At 67.8% G+C, this 20,688-nt stretch carries 21 protein-coding genes; 10 read left to right on the forward strand and 11 right to left on the reverse strand.

Going from position 1 to position 20,688, the window contains the following annotated elements; translation table 11 throughout:
- Nucleotides 1–31 precede the first annotated feature (31 nt).
- Both ACWF5H_RS10200 and ACWF5H_RS10205 read right to left on the reverse strand, forming a co-directional pair.
- A complete protein-coding gene (locus ACWF5H_RS10200) occupies nucleotides 32–358 on the reverse strand; it encodes a 2Fe-2S iron-sulfur cluster-binding protein (RefSeq protein WP_452036616.1) in 327 nt (108 codons plus the stop codon).
- 61 nt (nucleotides 359–419) lie between these two features.
- Nucleotides 420–1,613 carry a cytochrome P450 gene (locus tag ACWF5H_RS10205; RefSeq protein WP_452036618.1) on the reverse strand — a complete coding sequence of 398 codons (1,194 nt, stop codon included), beginning with the start codon at nucleotides 1,611–1,613 and terminating at the stop codon, nucleotides 420–422.
- Between the two features lie 183 nt (nucleotides 1,614–1,796).
- Between ACWF5H_RS10205 and ACWF5H_RS10210 the strand changes: the two genes are divergently transcribed.
- Nucleotides 1,797–2,717: a LysR substrate-binding domain-containing protein gene (locus tag ACWF5H_RS10210; protein WP_452036620.1), complete on the forward strand. Its 921-nt coding sequence runs from the start codon at nucleotides 1,797–1,799 to the stop codon at nucleotides 2,715–2,717.
- Here ACWF5H_RS10210 and ACWF5H_RS10215 read toward each other — a convergent pair.
- The 9 genes from ACWF5H_RS10215 to ACWF5H_RS10255 are packed head-to-tail and all read right to left on the reverse strand — an operon-like array spanning nucleotide 2,635 to nucleotide 12,338.
- On the reverse strand, nucleotides 2,635–3,810 hold the full coding sequence (locus ACWF5H_RS10215) for an XdhC family protein (RefSeq protein ID WP_452036621.1): 1,176 nt from the start codon (nucleotides 3,808–3,810) through the stop codon (nucleotides 2,635–2,637). The two genes, ACWF5H_RS10210 and ACWF5H_RS10215, sit on opposite strands and share 83 nt — an antisense overlap.
- A 2-nt stretch (nucleotides 3,811–3,812) precedes the next feature.
- A complete protein-coding gene (locus ACWF5H_RS10220) occupies nucleotides 3,813–4,682 on the reverse strand; it encodes an SRPBCC family protein (RefSeq protein WP_452036623.1) in 870 nt (289 codons plus the stop codon).
- Complete coding sequence (locus tag ACWF5H_RS10225) at nucleotides 4,682–5,965, reverse strand: vWA domain-containing protein (RefSeq protein WP_452036625.1); 1,284 nt, start codon at nucleotides 5,963–5,965, stop codon at nucleotides 4,682–4,684. The genes ACWF5H_RS10220 and ACWF5H_RS10225 overlap by 1 nt, the downstream gene beginning before the upstream one ends.
- Nucleotides 5,958–6,890: an AAA family ATPase gene (locus ACWF5H_RS10230; RefSeq protein WP_452036627.1), complete on the reverse strand. Its 933-nt coding sequence runs from the start codon at nucleotides 6,888–6,890 to the stop codon at nucleotides 5,958–5,960. The genes ACWF5H_RS10225 and ACWF5H_RS10230 overlap by 8 nt, the downstream gene beginning before the upstream one ends.
- Nucleotides 6,887–7,495, reverse strand: a complete 609-nt coding sequence (locus ACWF5H_RS10235; protein WP_452036629.1) for a nucleotidyltransferase family protein — start codon at nucleotides 7,493–7,495, stop codon at nucleotides 6,887–6,889. The genes ACWF5H_RS10230 and ACWF5H_RS10235 overlap by 4 nt, the downstream gene beginning before the upstream one ends.
- Complete coding sequence (locus ACWF5H_RS10240; protein ID WP_452036630.1) at nucleotides 7,479–8,513, reverse strand: XdhC family protein; 1,035 nt, start codon at nucleotides 8,511–8,513, stop codon at nucleotides 7,479–7,481. Before ACWF5H_RS10240 ends, ACWF5H_RS10235 begins: the two co-directional genes overlap by 17 nt.
- A gap of 1 nt (nucleotide 8,514) precedes the next feature.
- The gene (locus ACWF5H_RS10245) at nucleotides 8,515–10,941 is read right to left on the reverse strand and encodes an aerobic carbon-monoxide dehydrogenase large subunit (RefSeq protein ID WP_452036632.1); all 2,427 of its coding nucleotides are present in this window, start codon (nucleotides 10,939–10,941) and stop codon (nucleotides 8,515–8,517) included.
- Complete coding sequence (locus ACWF5H_RS10250; protein ID WP_452036634.1) at nucleotides 10,938–11,456, reverse strand: (2Fe-2S)-binding protein; 519 nt, start codon at nucleotides 11,454–11,456, stop codon at nucleotides 10,938–10,940. Before ACWF5H_RS10250 ends, ACWF5H_RS10245 begins: the two co-directional genes overlap by 4 nt.
- Before the next feature lie 3 nt (nucleotides 11,457–11,459).
- Complete coding sequence (locus ACWF5H_RS10255) at nucleotides 11,460–12,338, reverse strand: FAD binding domain-containing protein (protein WP_452036636.1); 879 nt, start codon at nucleotides 12,336–12,338, stop codon at nucleotides 11,460–11,462.
- A gap of 115 nt (nucleotides 12,339–12,453) precedes the next feature.
- Between ACWF5H_RS10255 and ACWF5H_RS10260 the strand changes: the two genes are divergently transcribed.
- The 9 genes from ACWF5H_RS10260 to ACWF5H_RS10300 all read left to right on the forward strand — a co-directional run bounded on the left by ACWF5H_RS10260 (nucleotide 12,454) and on the right by ACWF5H_RS10300 (nucleotide 20,634).
- Nucleotides 12,454–13,422 (forward strand): LysR family transcriptional regulator, encoded by a 969-nt coding sequence (locus ACWF5H_RS10260; protein ID WP_452036638.1) that lies wholly within the window; start codon nucleotides 12,454–12,456, stop codon nucleotides 13,420–13,422.
- A 51-nt stretch (nucleotides 13,423–13,473) separates the two neighbouring features.
- Entirely contained in the window at nucleotides 13,474–14,439 is a 966-nt protein-coding gene (locus tag ACWF5H_RS10265; RefSeq protein ID WP_241913355.1) for an ABC transporter ATP-binding protein, read from the forward strand.
- Between the two features lie 148 nt (nucleotides 14,440–14,587).
- Nucleotides 14,588–15,469, forward strand: a complete 882-nt coding sequence (locus tag ACWF5H_RS10270) for an ABC transporter permease (protein WP_452036733.1) — start codon at nucleotides 14,588–14,590, stop codon at nucleotides 15,467–15,469.
- A complete protein-coding gene (locus ACWF5H_RS10275) occupies nucleotides 15,466–16,299 on the forward strand; it encodes an ABC transporter permease (protein ID WP_452036640.1) in 834 nt (277 codons plus the stop codon). The genes ACWF5H_RS10270 and ACWF5H_RS10275 overlap by 4 nt, the downstream gene beginning before the upstream one ends.
- 101 nt (nucleotides 16,300–16,400) lie before the next feature.
- On the forward strand, nucleotides 16,401–16,931 hold the full coding sequence (locus tag ACWF5H_RS10280) for a hypothetical protein (RefSeq protein WP_364646829.1): 531 nt from the start codon (nucleotides 16,401–16,403) through the stop codon (nucleotides 16,929–16,931).
- Between the two features lie 83 nt (nucleotides 16,932–17,014).
- Nucleotides 17,015–17,839 carry an exodeoxyribonuclease III gene (locus ACWF5H_RS10285; RefSeq protein WP_452036735.1) on the forward strand — a complete coding sequence of 275 codons (825 nt, stop codon included), beginning with the start codon at nucleotides 17,015–17,017 and terminating at the stop codon, nucleotides 17,837–17,839.
- 47 nt (nucleotides 17,840–17,886) lie between these two features.
- Nucleotides 17,887–18,933 carry a tryptophan--tRNA ligase gene (gene trpS / locus ACWF5H_RS10290; RefSeq protein ID WP_452036736.1) on the forward strand — a complete coding sequence of 349 codons (1,047 nt, stop codon included), beginning with the start codon at nucleotides 17,887–17,889 and terminating at the stop codon, nucleotides 18,931–18,933.
- A 2-nt stretch (nucleotides 18,934–18,935) separates the two neighbouring features.
- Nucleotides 18,936–19,535 carry a 2'-5' RNA ligase family protein gene (locus tag ACWF5H_RS10295; RefSeq protein ID WP_364646832.1) on the forward strand — a complete coding sequence of 200 codons (600 nt, stop codon included), beginning with the start codon at nucleotides 18,936–18,938 and terminating at the stop codon, nucleotides 19,533–19,535.
- Complete coding sequence (locus ACWF5H_RS10300) at nucleotides 19,507–20,634, forward strand: YihY/virulence factor BrkB family protein (protein ID WP_452036642.1); 1,128 nt, start codon at nucleotides 19,507–19,509, stop codon at nucleotides 20,632–20,634. Before ACWF5H_RS10295 ends, ACWF5H_RS10300 begins: the two co-directional genes overlap by 29 nt.
- Nucleotides 20,635–20,688 lie beyond the last annotated feature (54 nt).

Consider the following 20,688-nt stretch of genomic DNA (forward strand, 5'->3'; position numbering starts at 1 on the left):
CGTCAGCCGGCGCCCGCCGGGCCCGCAGGGTTCAGATCTGGTCGTCGGGGACGTCCACTTCGATCTGCTCCAGCCCATCGCCGACTACAACCTGGCAGCCCAGCCGGCTGCGCGTCTCGTCCCGCGGACCAGCGGTGCAGTCGAGCATTTCCTCTTCGTCGTCGCCGATTTCCGGCAGCCCGTCGAGGTACTCCGGCCGAACGTAGACGTGGCACGTGGCGCACATGGCCTGGCCGCCGCATTCGCCGACGATGCCGGCCACGCCGTTGGTGACCGCGGCCCGCATCAGCGAGGTGCCGGGGTCCACGTCCAGGACATCAACGTTGCCGTCGGAGTGGTGGAAGCTGATCTTTGCCATGGGGAATTGTCCTTGCTGTAGGCGGGGAGGTTGGGGAGGGGAGGGGCAGAAGCGCCGGGCCTTAGCCCCAGAGCACCGGCATTTTGGTCATGCCGCGGAAGACCCAGCCGGCGTCTACCGGCGCGTTGTCCGGGTCCAAGCGGAGGTTCGGCAGTTCGCGGAAGACCTGCGGCATGGCGATCTGTGCCACCGAGGCCCGGGCCACCCAGGCGCCGGCACAGAAGTGGTTGCCGCCGCCGAAGGCCAGATGCGGCTTCTTCTCCCGGTTGATATTGAACGACTCCGGATCCTCGAAGACCGCCGGATCGCGGTTGGCAGCGCCCACCACGATGCCGAGCCGGGCGCCAGCCGGCAGCTGCACGCCTTCGAGCACTGTCTCGGCGGTAGTCTCCCGCGGGTACATGCCGATGGGGGCCACCCAGCGCACTGATTCTTCGAACGCCCGGGCGTACAGCGTCTCATCGGCCAGCACCTGGGCCAGCTGCTCCGGGTTGGCCAACAACGCCCACACCGTGGTGCCCAGGACGTCGCGCGGTTCGTTCAGCCCACCGCCGATGGTCATCTTCATGTTCGCCCGGATGGCTTCGAGCGGGATCGGCATCGACGTCATGCCGGAGAGCAGGCTGGAGTCTGGGTTCTTGCGCAGGTAGGGCAGGATCTCGTCGATCGCGTCGTCGACTTCGTTGTAGGACTGTTCCGACTTGGCCCAGACCTCGGGATCGTCGGCGTAGTTGCCGGTGCCGTCGATCATGGTCTGCGACCACCGCTGCATGTCTTCCTGGCTGGCGTTGTGGAAGCCCATGATCAGGCGCAGGTTTTCCGCGGCGTAGGGGGCGGCGTAGTCCCAGATGAAGTCGGCGCCCGATCCCGCCGCCTTCAGCTGCGCCAGATACTTGTCGCTGTTGGTCTGGAAAATGGCGTTCCAATGTTCCTTGATCGCCTTGGGCCGCAGCACGTTTCCGTAGGACTTCCGGTCCACATCATGTTCCGGGTCGTCCTTGCGCAGCATCGAGTGCCCCATGGCCCGCTTCATCAGCGAGTTGGTCTCGTCGGCGGAAAAGCGTTCCTGGTCCTGCTCGATCACATGGCAGGCCTGGTAGCTGGTGACCATGTACCGGTTGACCGCGGGCACCCAGTGCACCGGGGACTCGGCGCGCATCTTCTGGTAGATCGGATACGGGTTCCGGTAGAGGTCCGGGATGGTGACCCAATCCGCGGTGGGAACCGGGTGGGCGGCGGTAGCTGCGGTGGTCATGCTCGGTCTCCTGGCGAGTAGCGGCCGGGACCTGCATCCCGGATTCCGGCTTACCTCTCACCGTCGCGGCGTGAGGCGTGTCTCGAATGAGTGTGACAGCAGACATATCCGCCGGTAAAGTTCATATTTTGCGGAATTATCCACCGAAAAACTTTGGAAGCATGCTGGCGTCAGGAGGTCTTCGTGGTCCGGTACACGCTGCGGCAGCTGGCGTACTTCGTCGCGGTGGCCGACGCCGGCACCATTGCCGCCGCAGCGGACGAACTGCATGTCTCGCAGACCGCGGTGGCAGCGGCGGTGAAAGAGCTCGAGCGGATCTTCGGCACGCAGTTGACCGTCCGGCGCAAGGCCCATGGAGTCAGCCTGACCCCGGCGGGCCGGCAGCTGCATGCGCGGGCGGCGGCCTTCCTGCGCGAAGCCGAGGAACTGGAACTCAGCACCAGCAGCGGCGGGGGAGAACTGGCGGGCCCGCTGGTGGTTGGCTGCTACCTGACCTTGGCGCCGACCATTCTCCCCGGGCTGCTTGAATTCTTCGCCGCCGAGCACCCGAAAGTGCAGTTGGACTTCGTCGAAGGAACCCAGGACGCAGTCCAGGACAAGCTGGTGGCGGGCGAACTGGACCTGGCCATCGTGTATGACATGGACCTGCGGCCCGGGCTGGAGTCGGTGCAGCTGGACAGCATGCAGGCCTACGCGCTGTTGCCCGCCGGCCACCGGTTGGCCAGCCGGGAAACAGTGGCGCTGGCCGAGCTCGCCGAGGAGCCGATGATCCTGCTGGACGCCCCGCCCAGCAGCCATCACACCATGGCGGTGTTCCGGGACGCCTCGGTGGTGCCCCGGATCCGGTACCGGACCACGGATTTCGAGCTGACCCGTTCGCTGGTGGGGCGCGGCATCGGCTACTCGGTACTGGTGCAGCGCCCGGCCGGCGACGCCACGTATGAGGGCAGACCCTTCACGGCGCTGCCGATCGAGCCAGCGGTCCGCCCGGTGGACGTGAAGATCGTCTGGCCCGAGGGGATCAGGCTGACCGACCGGGCTGCAGAGATGGTGCGGTTTGCGGTGGAGGCTCATGCGCCTCGTCGTGGTGGATCCGGTCACTGAGTTCGCCCAGTGGTTGGCCGCCGCCGCCCCATTGCCGGGCGATGATTTCGGCCGCGATGGACACCGCGGTTTCCTCCGGGGTACGTGCCCCCAGATCCAGTCCCACCGGGCTGTGCAAGCGGGACAGTTCCTCGCTGGTGAGGCCCGCTTCGCGCAGCCGCTGCAGGCGGTCGTCGTGCGTGCGCCGTGAGCCCATCGCGCCCACGTAGGCAGCTTTGCCCCCGCGCAGGGCAACTTCCAGCAGCGGCACATCGAACTTGGGGTCGTGGGTCAGCACGCAAATGACGGTGCGCTCATCCAGCAGGTCCTGCTGCAGCTGCTCGGTCAGATACCGGTGCGGCCACTGCACCACCACCTCGTCCGCCTCCGGGAAGCGCGCGCGGGTGGCGAAGACCGGCCGGGCATCGCAGACGGTGACCTGGTAGCCCAGGAAGGTTCCCATCCGGGCCAGGGCCGCGGCGAAGTCGATGGCGCCGAAGACCAGCATTCGGGGCCGTGGCGCGAAGCTGCCGAAAAAGATCCGCATCCCCTCGCCGCGCCGGTGCCCGTCGGGCCCATAGGTCAGCGTGGAGTTCCGGCCAGCGGCCAGCAGCCCCAGGGTGTCGTCCGCGACGGCGTGGTTGACGCGCTCTGTTCCCAGATCGCCGTCGAAGCCGTCCGGACGGACGATCAGATGCCGCCCCAGCCACGCCGGATCCGGGTGCTCAATCACCGTGGCGATGCCCACCGGGCGGGAAGCGGCGATGTCGGCCGCAACCTCGTCGAGCCCGGGAAAGGTCCCGCGGGAGAGCGGCTCCACGAAGACGTCGAGGATTCCGCCGCAGGTCAGTCCCACCGAGAACGCCTCGTCGTCGCTGATGCCGTAGCGCACCAGCGCGGGCTGGCCGCTCGCGGCCACCTCGGTGGCCAGCTCGTACACCGCGCCTTCCACACAGCCGCCGGAGACGGAGCCGATGGCCTCCCCGCCGGAGGTAACCGCCATGGACGCGCCCGGCGGACGCGGCGCTGACTTGAAGGTGCGGACCACCGTGGCCAGGCCCGCCGTTTCGCCTGCCTGCCAGCCGGGCAGCAGCTTTGCCAACACGTCCCGCACGGTTACACGCCTCCGGACCGCAGCAATGCCACCGCTTGCCGGCGCCCCGACCGGCGGCCGGCAAGGTGAGCCAACGCCGCCGCAACCAACACCAGGCCCAGCACCTTGCCGGGGCTGCGCAGCTGGTCCGCGAGCACTTGCCTGGCCATGGCGAGCCCGTCCAGGCTGCTCTCGCCCTGCCGTCCGGCCGACGCCGATGCAGGGGCGGGGGAGGAGGACGACGGTGGTGCGGCCGGCTGCGTCTCGGCCGCGGACCCGCGCTGTGTCCCGGCAGCCGGCGGCGGGGCCGAGGGTGCAGACTCCCTGGGCGCAGACTCCTTGACCGCAGACGTGGCAGATGACGATGTGGCGGATGGGGATGCGGCGGACGCCGGTTCGGCCGAAGCGGGCGCCGCCTCGGCACCGGCGTCGGGCGTCTTGGTGTCCTGCGTCTTGATCATTTCCTGCAGGTTCTTGGTGAATACGGCCAGCATCTGGTCGGTGACGCTGCCGATCACGCTCTTGCCCATGGCCGCCGCCTTGCCGGACAACGTCAGGTCGGCGTTGACGCTGGCCTCGGTGGCAGTTCCGGATTCGGACAGCTGCATGGTCACCGTCGCCTCTGCGGCGCCCTGTCCCCGTGCCTCGCGCGCTTTCCCCTGCAGCGTTGCCCGCCGGGCGTCGGCGTCGCGCTCCACCACATGCAAGGTGCCCTTGTACTGCATGGTCACCGGCCCCAGCTTCACCTTCATGGCCACCTGGTACTCGTCCTCGGAGGTCTTTTCCAGAATCTGCGCTCCGGGGATGCAGCCGGCCACCCGTTCGAAGTCCATCAGGGTTTCCCAAACCGTCCCGATCGGTGCGGTGACGGAGAACGTGCGCTCAAGCTGCATTACCGTGTCCTTTGCCTGGTGAACTGGTTGGTGGCCCGGGGGCCGGGGCCCTGGCTGCGGTCGGAGCGGATGACCGCGGCCACCTCCGACAAGGCGGTGTAGCTGTGGCCGCTGACGAACGCGTCGCAGTAAGGCAGGGCGGCCGCCATGCCGCCCGCCAGCGGTTGGTAATCTACCGCCACCTTACGGGGATTGATCCAGATGATTCGATACGCCAGCCGGCGCAGCCGCTGCATCTGCGCGGCGACCTGGGCGGGATCGTCTTGCGCCCAGCCGTCAGACATGACCACCACCACGGCGCCGCGGGCCATGCCTTGGCGGCCGTAGTCGTCGATGAACCGGTGCAGGCTTTCGGCAAGACGCGTGCCGCCGGCCCAGTCACGGACCTCGACGGCGGCGCGGGCCAGCGCGGTGTCCGGGTCGCGCACAGCCAGCTGCCGGGTGAGCCGGGTCAGGCGGGTGGAAAAGACGAAGGCTTCCGCCCGGGCTCCCGCCGCCGCGCCCTGCAGCAGCGAGAGGAAGACCCGCGTGTAGGACTCCATGGAACCGGAGACATCGCAGAGCAGCACCAGCCGGCGGGGCTTGGGCCGCCGCTGCGCAAAGACCAAGCGGGTGGCATCGGGGCCGTTGCGGCGGGCGGTCCGGGCGGTGCGGCGGATATCCAGCCGGGAACTGCTGCGGGCCGATCGGCGGGTCCGCCGGCTGTCCCGGACAGGAGTGGAGAGCACTATCCGGCGGACCAGTTGCCGCACGACGGCGGTCTCTTCCTCGGTCAGCTCCGCAAAGGACGTTTGGTGCAGCCGCTCCTGCCCCGACGCCATCAACAGCACCGATTCGCGCAGCTGCCCCTCACCGGAACCGGCACCGTCCCTGCCCGGGAACATGCCCGGTGGGAGGGCCGCGTCGGGCGCCGGTCGGTGGTCGGACGGGCTGTCGGTGCCGGTGGGCCGCTCCGTGGCGCCTTGGCCCGACCACGGCGGGTGGTTCGGATCGCCGCGGTGTTCAGCCGGATCCGGTATCAGGCCGGCGGCGCCGCCGAAGAGCACCGCGAACACGGCGTCGAAAACCGGCAGCTGCTCGCGGTCGGAGACCAGCACCACACGGCAGGCCCAGTACAACGTGGTCCGATCGGCCGGCGGCAGCAGACGCAGCGCTTCGGCCAGCCGGCCGGCGCGGTCCGGCGAGGTGGGCATCCCGGCGCGGCGCAGCGCCGACGTGAGGCCTGCACAAAAAGCCGCCATGTCCGCGGGATGCACCACGCCGCTGATGCCACGCTCAGTCATGGCTGCCCACCAACCACGCGCCGCCCCGGGCGGCGATGAGCTCAAGATCATCCCGGTTCTTGAGCACCGAGCCCCAGGTCCGTTCGGCGCTCGCCGCGTCCAGCCGATCCGCCCCCAGCAGGCTGAGCGCTGACACCCAATCGATGGCCTCGGCGATGCCCGGAGGCTTGACCATGTCCAGGGTCCGCAGCCGTGCGATGGCAGCGGCCGCCTGCAGCGCGATGGATTCGGTGCTGGACGGGACCCGGCGCCGCACAATCTCGGCGATCCTTTCCGGGGCCGGATAGTCGATCCAGTGGTACAGGCAGCGGCGGGTAAGCGCGTCATGCAGGTCGCGGGTCCGGTTGGAGGTCAGCACGATGATCGGCGGATGCGCGGCGCGGATGGTCCCAAGTTCGGGGACGCTGACAGCCGCTTCGGCGAGCAGCTCGAAGGTGAACGCTTCAAACTCGGCATCCGCGCGGTCGATCTCGTCCAACAGCAGTACGGCCGGGCGCGGTCCCGGGTGCTCGATGGCCTGCAGCAGCGGGCGGCGCAGCAGGTATTTCTCGGCGAAGAGGTCTGTTTCGGCCAGTTCACTGTGCTGTACTTCTGCCAGCCGGATGCCCAGCAGTTGGCGCTGGTGGTTCCACTCGTACAACGCCTCGCCGGCGTCGATGCCCTCGTAGCACTGCAGCCGGTACAGGGGAGTGTCCAGCACCTGGGCCAGCGCCTTGGCGGCTTCGGTCTTGCCCACCCCGGCTTCGCCTTCGAGCAGGATCGGCTGCGGGAGCCGCAGGGCCAAGAACAGGGCGGTGGCCAGGCCGGTATCGGCCACGTAGTCCACCGCGTCCAGCGCCGCGATCAGCGCTTCCACGTCAGGAACGCGGTCCCGCACGTCCGCCTGGCTGCCGTCCTGCGCGTCCGTCCGCGCCGCCGACGTCATCGCATGCTCCGCAGCGCTGCCAGGAGCTGCCGGTAATCGTCCTCGGTGTCCACGTCCAACGGGATGGGACCAGGGATGGCGACCTCGACGACGTCGGCGGCCCGTTGCTCCAGCAGCTTCCACACCGCCTTGTCGCCGTGCAGCCGGGCCAGCAGCGGGAACAGCGAGCGGTGGAACGCGAACGGATGGCCCACGCCGTCGTCATACTGGCACACCGCCAGCGGCGCGTCGCCCCGGGCGGCCAGCAGTGTGTGCACCGTGGCCGCTGTTACTCCTGGCTGGTCGCCCAGCAACAGCACCACGGCTTCGGTCTGCGGGTGCAATGCCGGGATGGCCGCCGCAATCGAGGACGAGCAGCCGTCGGCGTAGGCCTGGTTGTCCACCACGTCGCAGCCGCTGGTATCCACGGACCGGCGAACCGCCTCGGCGGCTCCGCCCAGCGCCAGGACGATCTGGTCGAATCCTGCCTCGCGGGCTGTTCCGAGCACGGCATCGAGCAGCACGCCGTTGCCGTATGGCAGCAGCTGCTTGGGCCTGCCGAGCCTGCGGGATCCTCCGGCGGCGAGCACCAGGGCGGCGTTCCGGTGTTCAGGAGATGACGGCATAGTGCTCCGGATCCTTGAGGAATGTGGCCCGGCAGCCGGCGGAGCAGAAGTAAACGGTGCTGCCGGCGTGTTCCACATGCAGGGTGGCGTGTATGGCCGGAACCGTCATGCCGCAGACCGGGTCCAGCGCGGTGGCTGGCTCCGCCGAGCCAGATTTCCCCGGACCAGGTTCCGCAGGGCCAGATTCCCCCGGACCAGGTTCCGCAGGGCCAGAATCCGACGCCAGCTCGTCGCCGTCCGCCGCTGCCGTGGGCGTGGCGCCGTCCGGCACGGTTGTCGGCCGCACGTCGGCGGCCGCCTCAGAACGTTCGGAGACCAGTTCCGCCAGGATGGCCAGGGCCGTTTCTTCCGGTGTGCGGGCGCCCAGCGCCAGCCCGGCCGGGCAGTGCACCCGGGACCGAAGTTCCTCGTCCACGTCCAGCGATGCGAGCACGTCGTTGCCGCGGCGTTCGCTGGCCACCAGCGCCACGTAGGGGACGGAGGCCTTCAGCGCCGCGGTGAGGGCAGCTTCTTCCTCCCGGCCGTGCGAGGCGACGATGAGCGCCGCATCATCCGGCCGGGGTTCCGCCGCGCTGCCGGACACCAGCTCCGGCTCGTAGCCCAGCACCGACCCCAGGGCGGCCAGTGCCTGCGCTATCGGGCTGGCGCCGACCACCACTATCCGTGGTGCCGGCAGCTGCGGCTGCAGGAAGATTTCCACCGAGCCGCCGCTCAGGCATGGATTCGCCACGGTGACCGCACCCTCCTCCTGGTTCCGGACCGGCTCGCCCGGCATCACCCGCAGCAGCAGCGGCTCGCCGGAGGCCAAGGTCCGCAGGCCGTAGTCGCGCACGGAAGCTTCCACGCAGTTCCCGCCCACGAACCCCTCGATGGTGCCACCGGCCAGCACCAGCGCGGTATCGCCCGCGCGGGCGCTGGTCGGATGCTGGGCGCGGACCACGGTGGCACGGACGAAAGGTTCCCGCCGCCTGCTCAGTTCCTCCGCCCTAGCGGCCAGGGTCATCTCACGCTGCGGCATGTCACACCGGGGGTCTCGGCCGGCCCTGCATGGCCTCCCAGACGCGGGCGGGGGTGCACGGCATGTCCATATGCGTGATGCCAAACGGCGCCAGCGCATCGACGACGGCGTTGACGATGGCCGGCGGCGACCCTACCGTGGCGGATTCGCCGATGCCCTTCGCACCGATGGGATGGTGCGGCGACGGCGTGACCGTGAAACCGGTCTCCCAGTCCGGAACCTCCATCGCCGTCGGGATCAGATAGTCCATGAAGGAGCCGCCCAGGCAGTTGCCGTCCTCGTCGAATTCGATGATTTCCATCAGCGCCATCCCGACGCCGTCGGTCAGGCCACCGTGGATCTGTCCCTCAATGATCATCGGGTTGATCCGGGTGCCACAGTCGTCGACCGCAATGAAGCGGCGGACTTTCACGTGGCCGGTGCCGGGGTCCACATCGACCACGCAGATGTAGGCGCCGAACGGAAAAGTCAGGTTCGGCGGATCGTACGTAACCACTGCGTCTAGGTTGCCGTCGATTCCTTCGGGCAGGGCCACCGTGCCGTGGGCGCCCAGGGCGATTTCCGCCATCGTCTTGCCCGCGCCGGGGTCGCCCTTCACAAACCAGCGGCCCTTCTCCCATTCCAGGTCCTCGGGACGGGTTTCGAGCATCGCTGCCGCGATCAACTTCGCCTTGTCCCTGACTTTGCGGGCCACCAGCGCCACCGCACCGCCGCTCACCGGCGTGGAGCGGCTGCCGTAAGTGCCCAGGCCAAACGGCGTCTGGTCGGTGTCGCCATGCACCACATCGATGTCCTCCGGCGGGATGCCCAGCTCCTCGGCCACGATCTGCGCGAAGGTGGTCTCGTGGCCTTGCCCCTGCGATTGCACCGACAGCCGGACCACCGCCTTGCCGGTGGGGTGGACCCGCAGTTCGGCGCCGTCGGCCATGCCCAGGCCAACAATGTCGAAGTGCTTGCGCGGGCCGGCACCGACGGTCTCGGTGAAGAAGGAGATTCCGATGCCCATCAGTTCGCCGCGCTCGCGCTTCTCGGCCTGCTCGCGGCGCAGATCCTCGTAGCCGGCAAGCTTCATGGACAGCCGCATGGCCGGTTCGTAATTTCCCGAGTCGTACTCCCAGCCGGTCTTGTTGGCGTAGGGGAACTGCTCGGGCCGGATGAAGTTTTTCAGCCGCAGTTCGGCCGGATCCATCTTCAGTTTGCGGGCCAGCACGTCCACCATGCGTTCCACCAGGTACGCGGCCTCGGTGACCCGGAAGGAACAGGCGTAGGCGACGCCGCCCGGTGCCTTGTTGGTGTAGACGCCAGTGACCTTGCAGTACGCCGCCTGCAGGTCGTAGCTGCCGGTGAAGATGCTGAAGAAGCCGGCCGGGGTCTTGGTGGGCTGGGCGGTGGCGTTGAACGCGCCGTGGTCGGCCAGCACATTGGTCCGCAGCGCCAGGATCTTGCCGTCCCTGGTGGCGGCAATTTCCCCGCGCATCAGGTAGTCCCGCGCGAAGGAGGTTGACATCAGGTTCTCCGAGCGGTCCTCCACCCACTTGACCGGTTTGCCGGTCACGATGGACCCGACGACGGCGAGGACGTAGCCCGGATAGATGCCCACCTTGTTGCCGAACCCGCCGCCGATGTCCGGCGATACCACGCGGATCTTGTGCTCGGGAATGCCGGCCACCATCGCATACAGGGTGCGGTGCGCATGCGGCGCCTGGGTGGTCTCGTACAGGGTCAGGCCGCCGTCGATCGGATCGAAATCCGCCACCGCCCCGCAGGTTTCCATCGGGGCCGGATGAACCCGCGGGTAGACCATGTCCTGGGCGACGACGACGTCGGCCGCGGCGAACACTGCCTCGGTCTCGTCCGCATCGCCGATCTCCCAATCGAAAATGTGGTTGTCGGTGCGGCCGGCCAGATCGTCGCGGATGACGGGCGCATCGGCGTCGAGCGCTTTCCGGGCGTCGATGACCGGCGGCAGGATGTCATATTCGACGTCGATCAGTTCCAGCGCGTCACGGGCGGCGTAGCGGTCCTCGGCGACCACGAACGCGACTTCCTGGCCCTGGAACCGGACCTTGTCCGTCACCAGCACGGCCTGCACGTCCGCGGACAGTGTGGGCGCCCAGGCGAGATTCAGGGCCTCCAGATCCTTGCCGGTAATGACTGCCTTGACCTTCGGGTGTGCCAGCGCCTCGGACGTGTCCATCGAGACCAGCCGGGCGTGCGCCACCGGGGCGCGCAGGATGGCGCCGTGCAGCATGCCCGGCAGCACAATGTCGTCGACGTAGCGGCCCTTGCCGCGGATGAACCGCGGGTCTTCCTTCCGCTGGATGCGGCCGAATCCGATCGGCCGGTCCTTGTCGCCCGCGGCCGGATTGCCCGGCCGGGCACCGTCTGACGGGCCCTGGGACGCCAGCCGCTCCTGGATGGTGGTCATGCCGTCACCTCTTCAGTTTCACTGGGACCAGCTGCGTCCACCGCGGCAGCCTTGCCGCCTGGATGATCCGCTGCCCATTGGATTGAGCGGACGATGGTGGCGTAGCCGGTGCAGCGGCAGATCTGGCCGGAGATCGCCTGCCGGATTTCGCCGTCGTCCGGATACGGGTTCTTATCCAGCAGGGCGCGGGCGGTGAGCATCATTCCGGGGGTGCAGAAGCCGCACTGCAGCCCGTGCTCCTCCATGAATCCTTGCTGGACCGGATCCAGGCCGCCGTCGCTGGCGAGCCCTTCCACGGTACGGATCTCATGCCCGTCCGCCATCGCCGCCAGCACGGTGCAGGACTTCACCGGCTGCCCGTCCATCAACACCACGCAGGTGCCGCAGTTACTGGTGTCGCAGCCCCAATGGGTTCCGGTCAGGCCGAGTTCTTCGCGGATGAAATGGACCAGGAGCACGCGCGGTTCGATGTCGCGGGTCACTTCGTTGCCGTTGACGCTCATGCTGATCTGCATGGTTCAGCCTTCCTGTTCTTCCGATGCGCGCGCGCAGGCGCGGCGAAGCACCCGGCGGGTCAGCTCGTCGGCCAGATGCCGCTTGTACTCGACTCCGCCGCGCTGGTCGGCGACCGGCTCGCACGCGGCGGCGGCAATCCGGCCCGCCTCGGCGAAGAGGTCGTCGTCCGGCCGCCGGCCGGCCAGCAGGTCGCCGATCCCGTCCACCGTGCCGTCCAAGCCCACCGCGGTGAGCCCCACCGAGGACTCGTCGATGGTGCCGTCGGCTGCCAGCGACACTGCGGCCCCGGCCGAGGCGGTGGCCCAGTCGCCCACCCGGCGCTCGACCTTTTCGTAGGCACTGCTTGATCTGGCGCGGATGGGGAAACGGAGTTCGAACAGGAGTTCGTTCTGACTCACGGCGGTCTCGTACGGGCCGCGGTGGAACTCATCCATGGAGACGACGCGCTCGCCGGCCGGACCGCGGATCACCGCCTCGGCGCGGAGTACATCGCAGACGGTGGAGAGATCTTCGGCCGGGTCCGCCTGGCAGAGCGATCCGCCGATGGTGCCCCGGTTGCGCACCACCGGATCGGCAATCACCCGCTCGGCATCGGTCACGATCGGGAACAAGCGGGCGACCTCGGGTGACTCAAGGAGCGAGGTGTGGCGGGTCAGGGCTCCGACCCTGAACACGTTGCCTTCGCGCATCATGAAGTCCAGTTCGGCCAAGCCGTTGATGTCGATCAGCCACTCAGGCCGGGCCAGCCGGAGTTTCATCATCGGCAGCAGGCTGTGCCCGCCGGCCACCAGCCGGGACTCCGGCCCGTGCCGTTCGAGCAGCGCCAGCGCGTCGTCCACGTCGCTGGCGCGCACATAGTCGAATGGAGCAGGAATCTGCATGGTCTACCCCTCAAAGACACGTCACCCTCACCGTTGAGGGCCCCCCATGAGGCACATGTTGCTCCTTGCCCCAAGGGGTGTCAAGATCCTCATAAGCGAAAGGTTATGACCTGCGATGTCCATGACTTTGAACCAGCTCAAGGCCTTTGCCTTGGTGGCACGGCTGGGTTCGCTGCGGGCCGCTGCCGCGGAGTTGGAGGTCAGCGAGCCGGCGGTCTCAGCCGCGTTGGCCGCGCTGCGCCAGGATCTGGGCGATCCGCTGTTCGTCCGGGCCGGCGGCGGCATCGCCTTGACACCTGGTGGCCGCGCGCTCGCGGCTCATGCCCAGGAAATCGTGGGGCTGGCCGATCACGTGCGCCGCGAGGTGGCCCAGGCCGAGGCCGCGTCCGGCAGCCTGCGGGTACTGGCCACAGCGGATTTTGCCGAGCACGCAGCCGGCCGGCTGGTGGATTACTACACCAAGCGGGTGCCCGGGGCCAGGGTGGACGTGGTGGTGGAACCGGCCGCGGATATGGCGGCCTTGCTGGCCAACCACGCCTACGACATAGCTTTGGGATCCCGGCCGCAGCCGCCGCAGCACCCCGCGCTGGAGGTGGTTCCGTTCCTGCGCTACCAGCGTGTGCTGGTGTCGTCGCCCGACCACCCGGTGGCCCGGTTGGAGGGAACGCCCCTGGCCGAGCAGTTGCCGGACCATCGCTGGTTCACCGGGCCGGCCGGCCTGGATGGACTGGACCTGCAGCGCTGGCTGGGACCCCTCTCCGGGCCGCCGGAGACCATCGAGATGTCCAGCGAGACCAGCGCCTTGGCCGCCGTCCGGTCCGGCGAGGGCATCATGCTGGCGCTCGAACACATCGTCCGGCCGGAACTGGCCGGCGGCCTGCTGGCACGGCTGCCCGCAGCGGGCACCCCGCTGCCCGGACTGTGGTGGGCCAGCACTCTGGACCATGGCCGGGCCACGGCCGCTGCCCGGACGCTGCAGCGCATCGCCGGCACAGCGCAGGCCACCGCGGCCATGGTGGCGCCGGGAGGGCCCCGCGGCCTGGCCCGGCGCGGCTCCAAAGTGCACGTGGCCCTATGGAGCTGACATGACCCCGATTGGCTTTCCTCAATCAGTGATGTGATCTAGGCTATAGCAGTGCCTCAAACATCTCTTTCACACCGGCTGCCGCAGCAGGCGCCCGCCGCCGTCATCACCGCCCGGAATGTGGTGAAGACCTACGGCGATTTCAACGCCGTCGACGGCATCTCATTCGACGTCCAGCCGGGGGAGTCCTTCGGGCTGCTCGGTCCGAACGGTGCGGGCAAGTCCACCACCATGCGAATGATCGGCGGCGTCTCGCAGCGGACCTCCGGCGAGCTGAGCATCATGGGCCTCGATCCGGACCAACACGGGCCGGAAGTGCGGGCGCATCTGGGCGTGGTGCCGCAGCAGGACAACCTCGACGAGGAACTGAAGGTCCGCGACAACCTGATCGTCTACGGCCGCTACTTCGGGCTGCCGTACTCCTACCTGCGGCCCAAGGCCGACGAACTGCTGGAATTCGCGCAGCTGACGGACAAGGCCAAGGCCAAGGTGGACGCCCTCTCCGGCGGCATGAAGCGGCGCCTGACCATTGCCCGTTCGCTGATGAACGATCCGAAGGTGCTGCTGCTGGACGAGCCCACCACCGGCCTCGACCCGCAGGCCCGCCACATTCTCTGGGACCGGCTCTTCCGGCTCAAGGAAGCGGGGGTCACCCTGATCCTGACCACCCACTACATGGATGAGGCGGAACAGCTGTGTGACCGCCTGATCGTGGTCGACAAGGGCAAGATCATGGCGGAAGGTTCGCCGTCGGCACTGATCCGCGAGCATTCCACCCGCGAGGTGCTGGAACTTCGGTTCGGTTCCGAGCGGAATACCACCGTGGCGCCGGAGCTGGGAGGCATCGGGGAGCGGCTTGAAACGCTGCCCGACCGAATTCTCATTTATGCCGACGACGGCGAGGCGGCGCTTGAGCAGGTGTCGAACCGCGGGCTTCGCCCGATCACCTCGCTGGTGCGGCGCTCCAGCCTGGAGGATGTCTTCCTCCGGCTGACCGGCAGGAGCCTCATTGACTGAGCAACAGCCTTCGCAGGTACCCGGCGGGCAGGAGGCGGAAGCAGCCTCGCTAGCCTCGGCCGAGTCTGCCGCCGCCGGCCAAACGGTGGCGCCCGAACCCGATCCCGCTGCCGCCGCAGGGTCGGTGGAAGCCCGCGTCCAGGCGCAGCTGACCCTGCGCGAAGTCGACGCCCTCACCCGTCCCGTGACCGGTCTGCGCTCGCCGCTCTCACCGCTGCAGTCGGCCGAACGGGCCCGCAATTTCGGGTCCTTCTACTACATGGAGCACTGGCTGCGGCAGTTGCGCGGCTACGGCTGGACGGTGCTGATGACGGCTGTCGGCACGCCGCTGGTCTACCTTTTCGCGATGGGCGTGGGGCTGGCCACGCTCGTGGACGCCAATACCAACGTGTCGCTCGACGCCGGCAACGGCCAGGCGGTGCCGTACCTGGTGTTCGTGGCCCCGGCGCTGCTGGCCACCGCCGCGATCATGGTGGCCAGCGAAGAGAACACCTACTCGGTCATCTCCGGCTTCAAATGGCGCAAGACCTACTACGGCCCGAACGCCTCTCCGTTGCAGAGCCAGCAACTGGTCAACGGGCATTCCATGGGGGTGTTGGCCCGGTTGCTGCTGACCACCGGGCTCTACTTTCTGTGCCTGGTCCTGTTCGGTGCGGTGGCTGAACCGACCGGCTGGGTGATGATCTTTACCGCGGCGTTGGCCGGGATGTCCTTCGGACTGCCGCTGATGGCGTACTCGGCCAGCATCGAAGAGGATCGCGGCCAGTTCGCCCTGGTGCAGCGGTTCATCGTGATGCCGCTGTTCCTCTTCTCCGGCACCTTCTTTCCGTTGGAGGCGATGCCGCTGCTGGTCCGTTGGATCGGCTGGATTTCCCCGCTGTGGCACTCCACGGAGCTTGGCAGGGTGCTCAGCTACGGCTACGCGGAACCCGTTTGGCTGACCGTTCTGCACGTGGCCTACCTGGCCGTCCTCTGCGTGGTGGGCTGGATCTTCGCGCGCCGCGTCTACATCAGGAGGCTGGGCAAATGAGCCAGCACATCGCTTCGCAGCCGCTGCGGCTGGAACCGTCCCGCCGTCCGCTCGGCTCGCTCTACGCGGGCAATGTCCGCGCGGTCTTCTCCCGTGGCGTGAAGGCCACCTGGGGCACCAACTGGGCCATCATGGTCAGCGGCTTCGTGGAGCCGGTCCTGTACCTGGTGGCCATGGGCATTGGCCTAGGTTCGCTGATCGGCACCGTCACCGGCCCCGGCGGGGCGGAAATCGGCTATGCGAACTACATCGCCCCGGCACTGCTGGCCGTCTCTGCGATGAACGGTGCCGTGTACGACTCCACTTGGAACGTCTTTTTCAAGCTGCATTTCGCCAAGCTCTACGAGGGGATGCTGTACACCTCGCTGGGGCCGCTGGACGTGGCGCTGGGCGAGATCCTGCTGGCCCTGTTGCGCGGTGCGCTCTATGCCACAGGATTCACCGCGGTGATGGGCGCAATGGGCTTGATCACCTCCCCGTGGGCGCTGTTGATGATTCCCGCCGCCGTGGTGGTGGCTTTCGGCTTCGCGTCGTTCGGCATGGCGATCACCAGCTATATGAAGACCTTCCAGCAGATGGACTGGATCACCTTCATCATGCTGCCGATGTTCCTGTTCTCCGCGACGTTCTATCCGCTCAGCGTCTACCCCGAACCGATCCAGTGGCTGATCCAGGCCCTGCCGCTCTGGCACGGAGTGGAAATGCTGCGCCAGCTCAGTGCCGGCATCTTCACCGGCGCCATCCTGATCCATCTGCTGTATTTCCTGGTCATGATCGTGCTGGGACTGATCCTGAGCACCGGACGCCTGCGCAAGCTCTTCCTGAACTGAGAGGGGCGGGAGCAGGCACCCGGGCGGCATGTGGCAGCCGGCGCGTCACGCTGTGGGCGGAGTCGGCGCACGCGGGCGCGCGGATTTGAGAGAATAGGCCCATGCGATCTCTTGGCCCCGAGTCTTCTTCTGTTTCGTCCGCCGCCCGGCAGATGCCGCTCAAAGCCGGCAACATCAGCCTGGCCGTGCTGGTGCTGGTCTTCCTGGTGGCGGTCGTCTTCGCCGCCAACGAAAACGATGTCATCGGCTGGATCGTCGTCGCCGTCTCGCTGGCTTGGCTGGTCCTGGCCGCGTTTGTGGTCTTCAGCGTCCGCGGCGCCACCCGCAAGGCCAAGGAGAAGCTGGCCAGCGTGCAGGCGGACTACGCCGGCCGCGTGAACCCTGCTCCCGGTGGCGGCACCGCCGTCATCGATGAAGAAATCTCGCGCGCCAACGCCGTGCGGGACGAAAAGCTGGACCACAGCTTCAAGATCATCCAGGTCCAGGCCAAGGTGATCCGCGACTACCGCGGCAAGGACGAGGGCATGGTGGACCGCGCCTTGGAAACGGTGGAGATCACCGCCCACAACGGCCGCGGCATGATCCACAAGGAAGAGGACGGTGGCACGGTCAGCGGCACGGTTGTCAGCTGAACGAAAGGGTTGGGTAAGGTAGTCGGGTGACTTTGGCAACCGTTTCCACCGCATCGACCACTTCCCGCGACGCAGCAGCCGGACTGATTCAAGCCGGCAAGACGCTGCGGATTGCCAGCGTCAACGTCAACGGCATCCGCGCCGCTTACAAGCGCGGCATGGCCGATTGGCTGGCCGCCCGGGACGTGGACATCCTCTGCCTGCAGGAAGTGCGGGCGCCCGACGCCATCGTGCATGAGTTGCTGGGCAGCGACTGGCACATCCTGCACGCCGAAGCGGAAGCCAAGGGCCGCGCCGGCGTCGCCATCGCCTCCCGTGTTGCGCCGACGGCCACCCGCAGCCACATTGGCGACGAGTACTTTCTGTCCTCCGGCCGGTGGGTGGAGGCCGACTTCGCCGTCGAGGGCATCGACGGCGAGAAGACGCTGACTGTGGTCAGCGCCTACGTCCATTCGGGCGAGGTGGACACCCCCAAGCAGGTGGACAAGTACCGCTTCCTGGACACCATGACCCACCGGCTGCCGCAGCTGAAGGCCGAGCGGGACTACGCCCTGGTGGTCGGCGACCTGAACGTGGGGCACACCGAACTGGACATCAAGAACTGGAAGGGCAACGTCAAGCGGGCCGGATTCCTGCCCGAGGAGCGGGCCTACTTCGACCGGTTCTTCGGTGAGGAGATCGGCTGGCGCGACGTGCACCGCTCGCTGGCCGGCGACGTCAGCGGCCCGTACACCTGGTGGTCCTGGCGCGGCCAGGCCTTCGACAACGATTCCGGCTGGCGGATTGACTACCAGGTGGCCACCCCCTCGCTGGCCAACCTGGCCACCGCGGCCGTGGTCGACCGCGCTGCCACCTACGACGCCCGCTTCAGCGACCATGCCCCGCTGGTCGTCGACTACCAGTTCTAGAAAGCATCCCGATGAGCACAGGAACCACAGAACCGACCCACACCGCGATGGCGGACAACGGCCAGGCGGCGCCTCCCCGGGCTGTCCGCCCCCGGCTGCTCTCCGGCATGCAACCGTCGGCCGACTCGCTGCATCTGGGCAACTATCTGGGTGCGCTGGTCAACTGGGTGAAACTGCAGGACGAGTACGAAACCTTCTTCTTCATCCCGGACCTTCACGCCATTACGGTGGACTACGATCCGAAGGACCTGGCCCAGCGCACCCGGGTCACCTGCGCGCAGTACATTGCCGGCGGCATCGACATTGAGCGCACCGCGCTGTTCGTCCAGTCGCACGTCCCCGAGCATGCCGAGCTGGCCTGGGTGCTCAACTGCGTGACCGGCTTCGGCGAGGCGTCCCGGATGACCCAGTTCAAGGACAAGACCCAGAAGAACGGCACCGACGCCGCCACCGTGGGCCTTTTCGCCTACCCGGTGCTGATGGCAGCGGACATCCTGCTCTACCGCCCGTACGGGGTGCCGGTGGGGGAGGACCAGCGCCAGCACTTGGAACTGGCGCGGAACCTGGCCCAGCGGTTCAACCACCGTTTCGGCGAGACGTTCGTGGTGCCGGAAGCTGTCATCCCCAAGGAGGGGGCGAAGATCTACGATCTGCAGCACCCCACCGCAAAGATGTCCAAGTCGGCGGAATCGCCCGCCGGCCTGATCAACATCCTGGACAACCCCAAGCAGGCTGCCAAGAAGATCAAGTCGGCCGTCACCGACGACGGCACCGAGATCCGCTTCGACCGCGAGGCCAAGCCGGGCATCTCCAACCTGCTGACCATCTACTCCACGCTCACCGGCAAGAGCGTCGCCCAACTGGAGCAGGAGTACCAGGGCAAGATGTACGGGCACCTGAAGGTGGATTTGGCCGACGTCGTGGTCGAGACGCTTGCGCCGGTGCAGGCCCGCGCCCAGGAACTGCTGAACGACCCGGCCGAACTCGACCGGCTGCTGGCCCGCGGGGCCCAGAAAGCCCGTTCAATCGCATCGGCTACACTCGCTGATGTGTACAGCAAAGTAGGCTTCCTACCCGCCGGAGGCGGACGCTAGCCATGAGCCAGCAGGACCAGGACAGCATCGCCCGTGTGGAGCACGACGGCGGTTCTGGCCCGGGTGCCCGGCCCGCGGTCGGGAGCGTGGGAGTGGTCATCGGGATCCCCGAGCCCATGGCCAGCGAGTTGCGCGGCTGGCGGGCGTCCTTCGGTGACCCGCTGGCCGCGGTGATACCGCCGCACATCACGCTGATCACCACCACCCCGGTGCACGACTGGGACGAGGCCACCGACCACGTCCGCTCGGTCGCCCGCCAGCAGGCCCCCTTCAGGTTGGCCATGTGCGGAACCGGCAGCTTCCGTCCGGTCTCGCCCGTGGTGTATCTGGGCATACGGGACGGTTTCGACGACTGCGTTGAACTGCACCGGAAGCTGCAGTCGGGGCCGCTGGAGCGCGAACTGGAGTTCGGCTTCCACCCGCATGTGACGGTGGCCCACGATGTCAGCGAAGCCAGCATGGATTCGGCCGAGAGCAAGCTCGCCGGTTATGACGCCGCCTTCCTCGTCAGTAGCATGGGCCTCTACGAGCACGATGCGACGGGTGTGTGGAAACTACGGGAAGAGTTGACCTTTGGCGCCGAATCCGCAGGAGAAGGCTGAGGGAAGGCCGGACCCGCTGCAACGGCAGCAAATGGTCCTTGCCGCGTTAAGGCTGCGGCGGGACGCGGGCCGCGCCAGGCGCGAAGGCGGCCGGTGGAAGGGCCTGCTGGCCAGCGCCCAGTACCGGCTGGCGCAACTGAACTCCTGGCGTCTGATGCGGGTCTTCAATCTCTACGGACTAAGGCATGGGCCGCTATTGGCCGCCGGCTGCGCCTACAACTTGTTCTTCTCCGTGGCGGCGATGCTGCTTGCCGGGTTCTCCATTCTCGGCCTGGTGGTATCCGGCAACCGTGAATTGCAGCTGGCCATCATCCGGGTGGTCGATGAGACCACGCCGGGACTGATCAACACCACCGGTGAAAAGGGTGGGGGACTGGTCACCCCGGAGCAGCTGTTCTCGCAGGGCGGGGCCTTCGGCGTCAGCTTGGTCATTTCGACGGCGGTGTTGATCTGGACCTCGCTCGGGTGGATCGCCGGGCTGCGCACGGGAATGCGCGGCATCTTCGACCTGCCGCCGCTGAAAACCAACATCGTCCTGGTCAAGCTCAAGGACTTGGGAACGCTGCTGATCCTGGCCGTGGCGCTGATCCTGACGTCGGCCCTCGCCGTCATTGCCAATACGGCCCTGGGCCTGATCGTCGATTGGCTTCACTTCGACGGCGGTGCTGCAGTTCCGCTGACACGCATCGGCGGCATTGTGATCATGCTGCTGCTGGACATGGCGGTGGCAGTGATCCTGTTCCGCGTCGCGTCGGGCATCCGGATGCCGCGCCCGATCATGTTGCAGTGCGCCCTGATCGCCGGCGCCGGCAGTACCGTGCTCAGGTACTTCTCCTCGGTGCTCTTGGCCAATGTAGGCAACAACCGGCTGCTGGCCCCGTTCGCCGTCGTTCTTGGCCTGTTCGTCTGGTTCTACCTGCTCAGCCAGCTCTACATGGTGGCCACTGCGTGGGGTGCCATCGGTAAGGCGGACGCGGTGGCCAGGCATGCGCTGGCCGGCGGCCCGGGCAACCGCTCGTTGCGGCGGCGAGCGTGGCGCCTGCGCAGCCGGAAGCTGAGGAAGGGGAGCCGGCGGAACAACGGGGCCGCCATCGTCTGACCGCGGCCCCGCTACCAGCAGGCACGTTCGAGCGGCATCGGACTCGTACCGCGC

It is taken from the genome of Arthrobacter sp. NPDC055138, assembly GCF_053607305.1.

Coding starts and splice junctions, on each gene's coding strand:
- ACWF5H_RS10200 (WP_452036616.1), bottom strand. CDS start 358: ATGGCAAAGATCAGCTTCCACCACTCCGACGGCAACGTTGATGTCCTG.
- ACWF5H_RS10205 (WP_452036618.1), bottom strand. CDS start 1,613: ATGACCACCGCAGCTACCGCCGCCCACCCGGTTCCCACCGCGGATTGG.
- ACWF5H_RS10220 (WP_452036623.1), bottom strand. CDS start 4,682: ATGCAGCTTGAGCGCACGTTCTCCGTCACCGCACCGATCGGGACGGTT.
- ACWF5H_RS10225 (WP_452036625.1), bottom strand. CDS start 5,965: ATGACTGAGCGTGGCATCAGCGGCGTGGTGCATCCCGCGGACATGGCG.
- ACWF5H_RS10230 (WP_452036627.1), bottom strand. CDS start 6,890: ATGACGTCGGCGGCGCGGACGGACGCGCAGGACGGCAGCCAGGCGGAC.
- ACWF5H_RS10235 (WP_452036629.1), bottom strand. CDS start 7,495: ATGCCGTCATCTCCTGAACACCGGAACGCCGCCCTGGTGCTCGCCGCC.
- ACWF5H_RS10240 (WP_452036630.1), bottom strand. CDS start 8,513: ATGCCGCAGCGTGAGATGACCCTGGCCGCTAGGGCGGAGGAACTGAGC.
- ACWF5H_RS10245 (WP_452036632.1), bottom strand. CDS start 10,941: ATGACCACCATCCAGGAGCGGCTGGCGTCCCAGGGCCCGTCAGACGGT.
- ACWF5H_RS10250 (WP_452036634.1), bottom strand. CDS start 11,456: ATGCAGATCAGCATGAGCGTCAACGGCAACGAAGTGACCCGCGACATC.
- ACWF5H_RS10255 (WP_452036636.1), bottom strand. CDS start 12,338: ATGCAGATTCCTGCTCCATTCGACTATGTGCGCGCCAGCGACGTGGAC.
- ACWF5H_RS10260 (WP_452036638.1), top strand. CDS start 12,454: ATGTCCATGACTTTGAACCAGCTCAAGGCCTTTGCCTTGGTGGCACGG.
- ACWF5H_RS10275 (WP_452036640.1), top strand. CDS start 15,466: ATGAGCCAGCACATCGCTTCGCAGCCGCTGCGGCTGGAACCGTCCCGC.
- ACWF5H_RS10280 (WP_364646829.1), top strand. CDS start 16,401: ATGCGATCTCTTGGCCCCGAGTCTTCTTCTGTTTCGTCCGCCGCCCGG.
- trpS (WP_452036736.1), top strand. CDS start 17,887: ATGGCGGACAACGGCCAGGCGGCGCCTCCCCGGGCTGTCCGCCCCCGG.
- ACWF5H_RS10295 (WP_364646832.1), top strand. CDS start 18,936: ATGAGCCAGCAGGACCAGGACAGCATCGCCCGTGTGGAGCACGACGGC.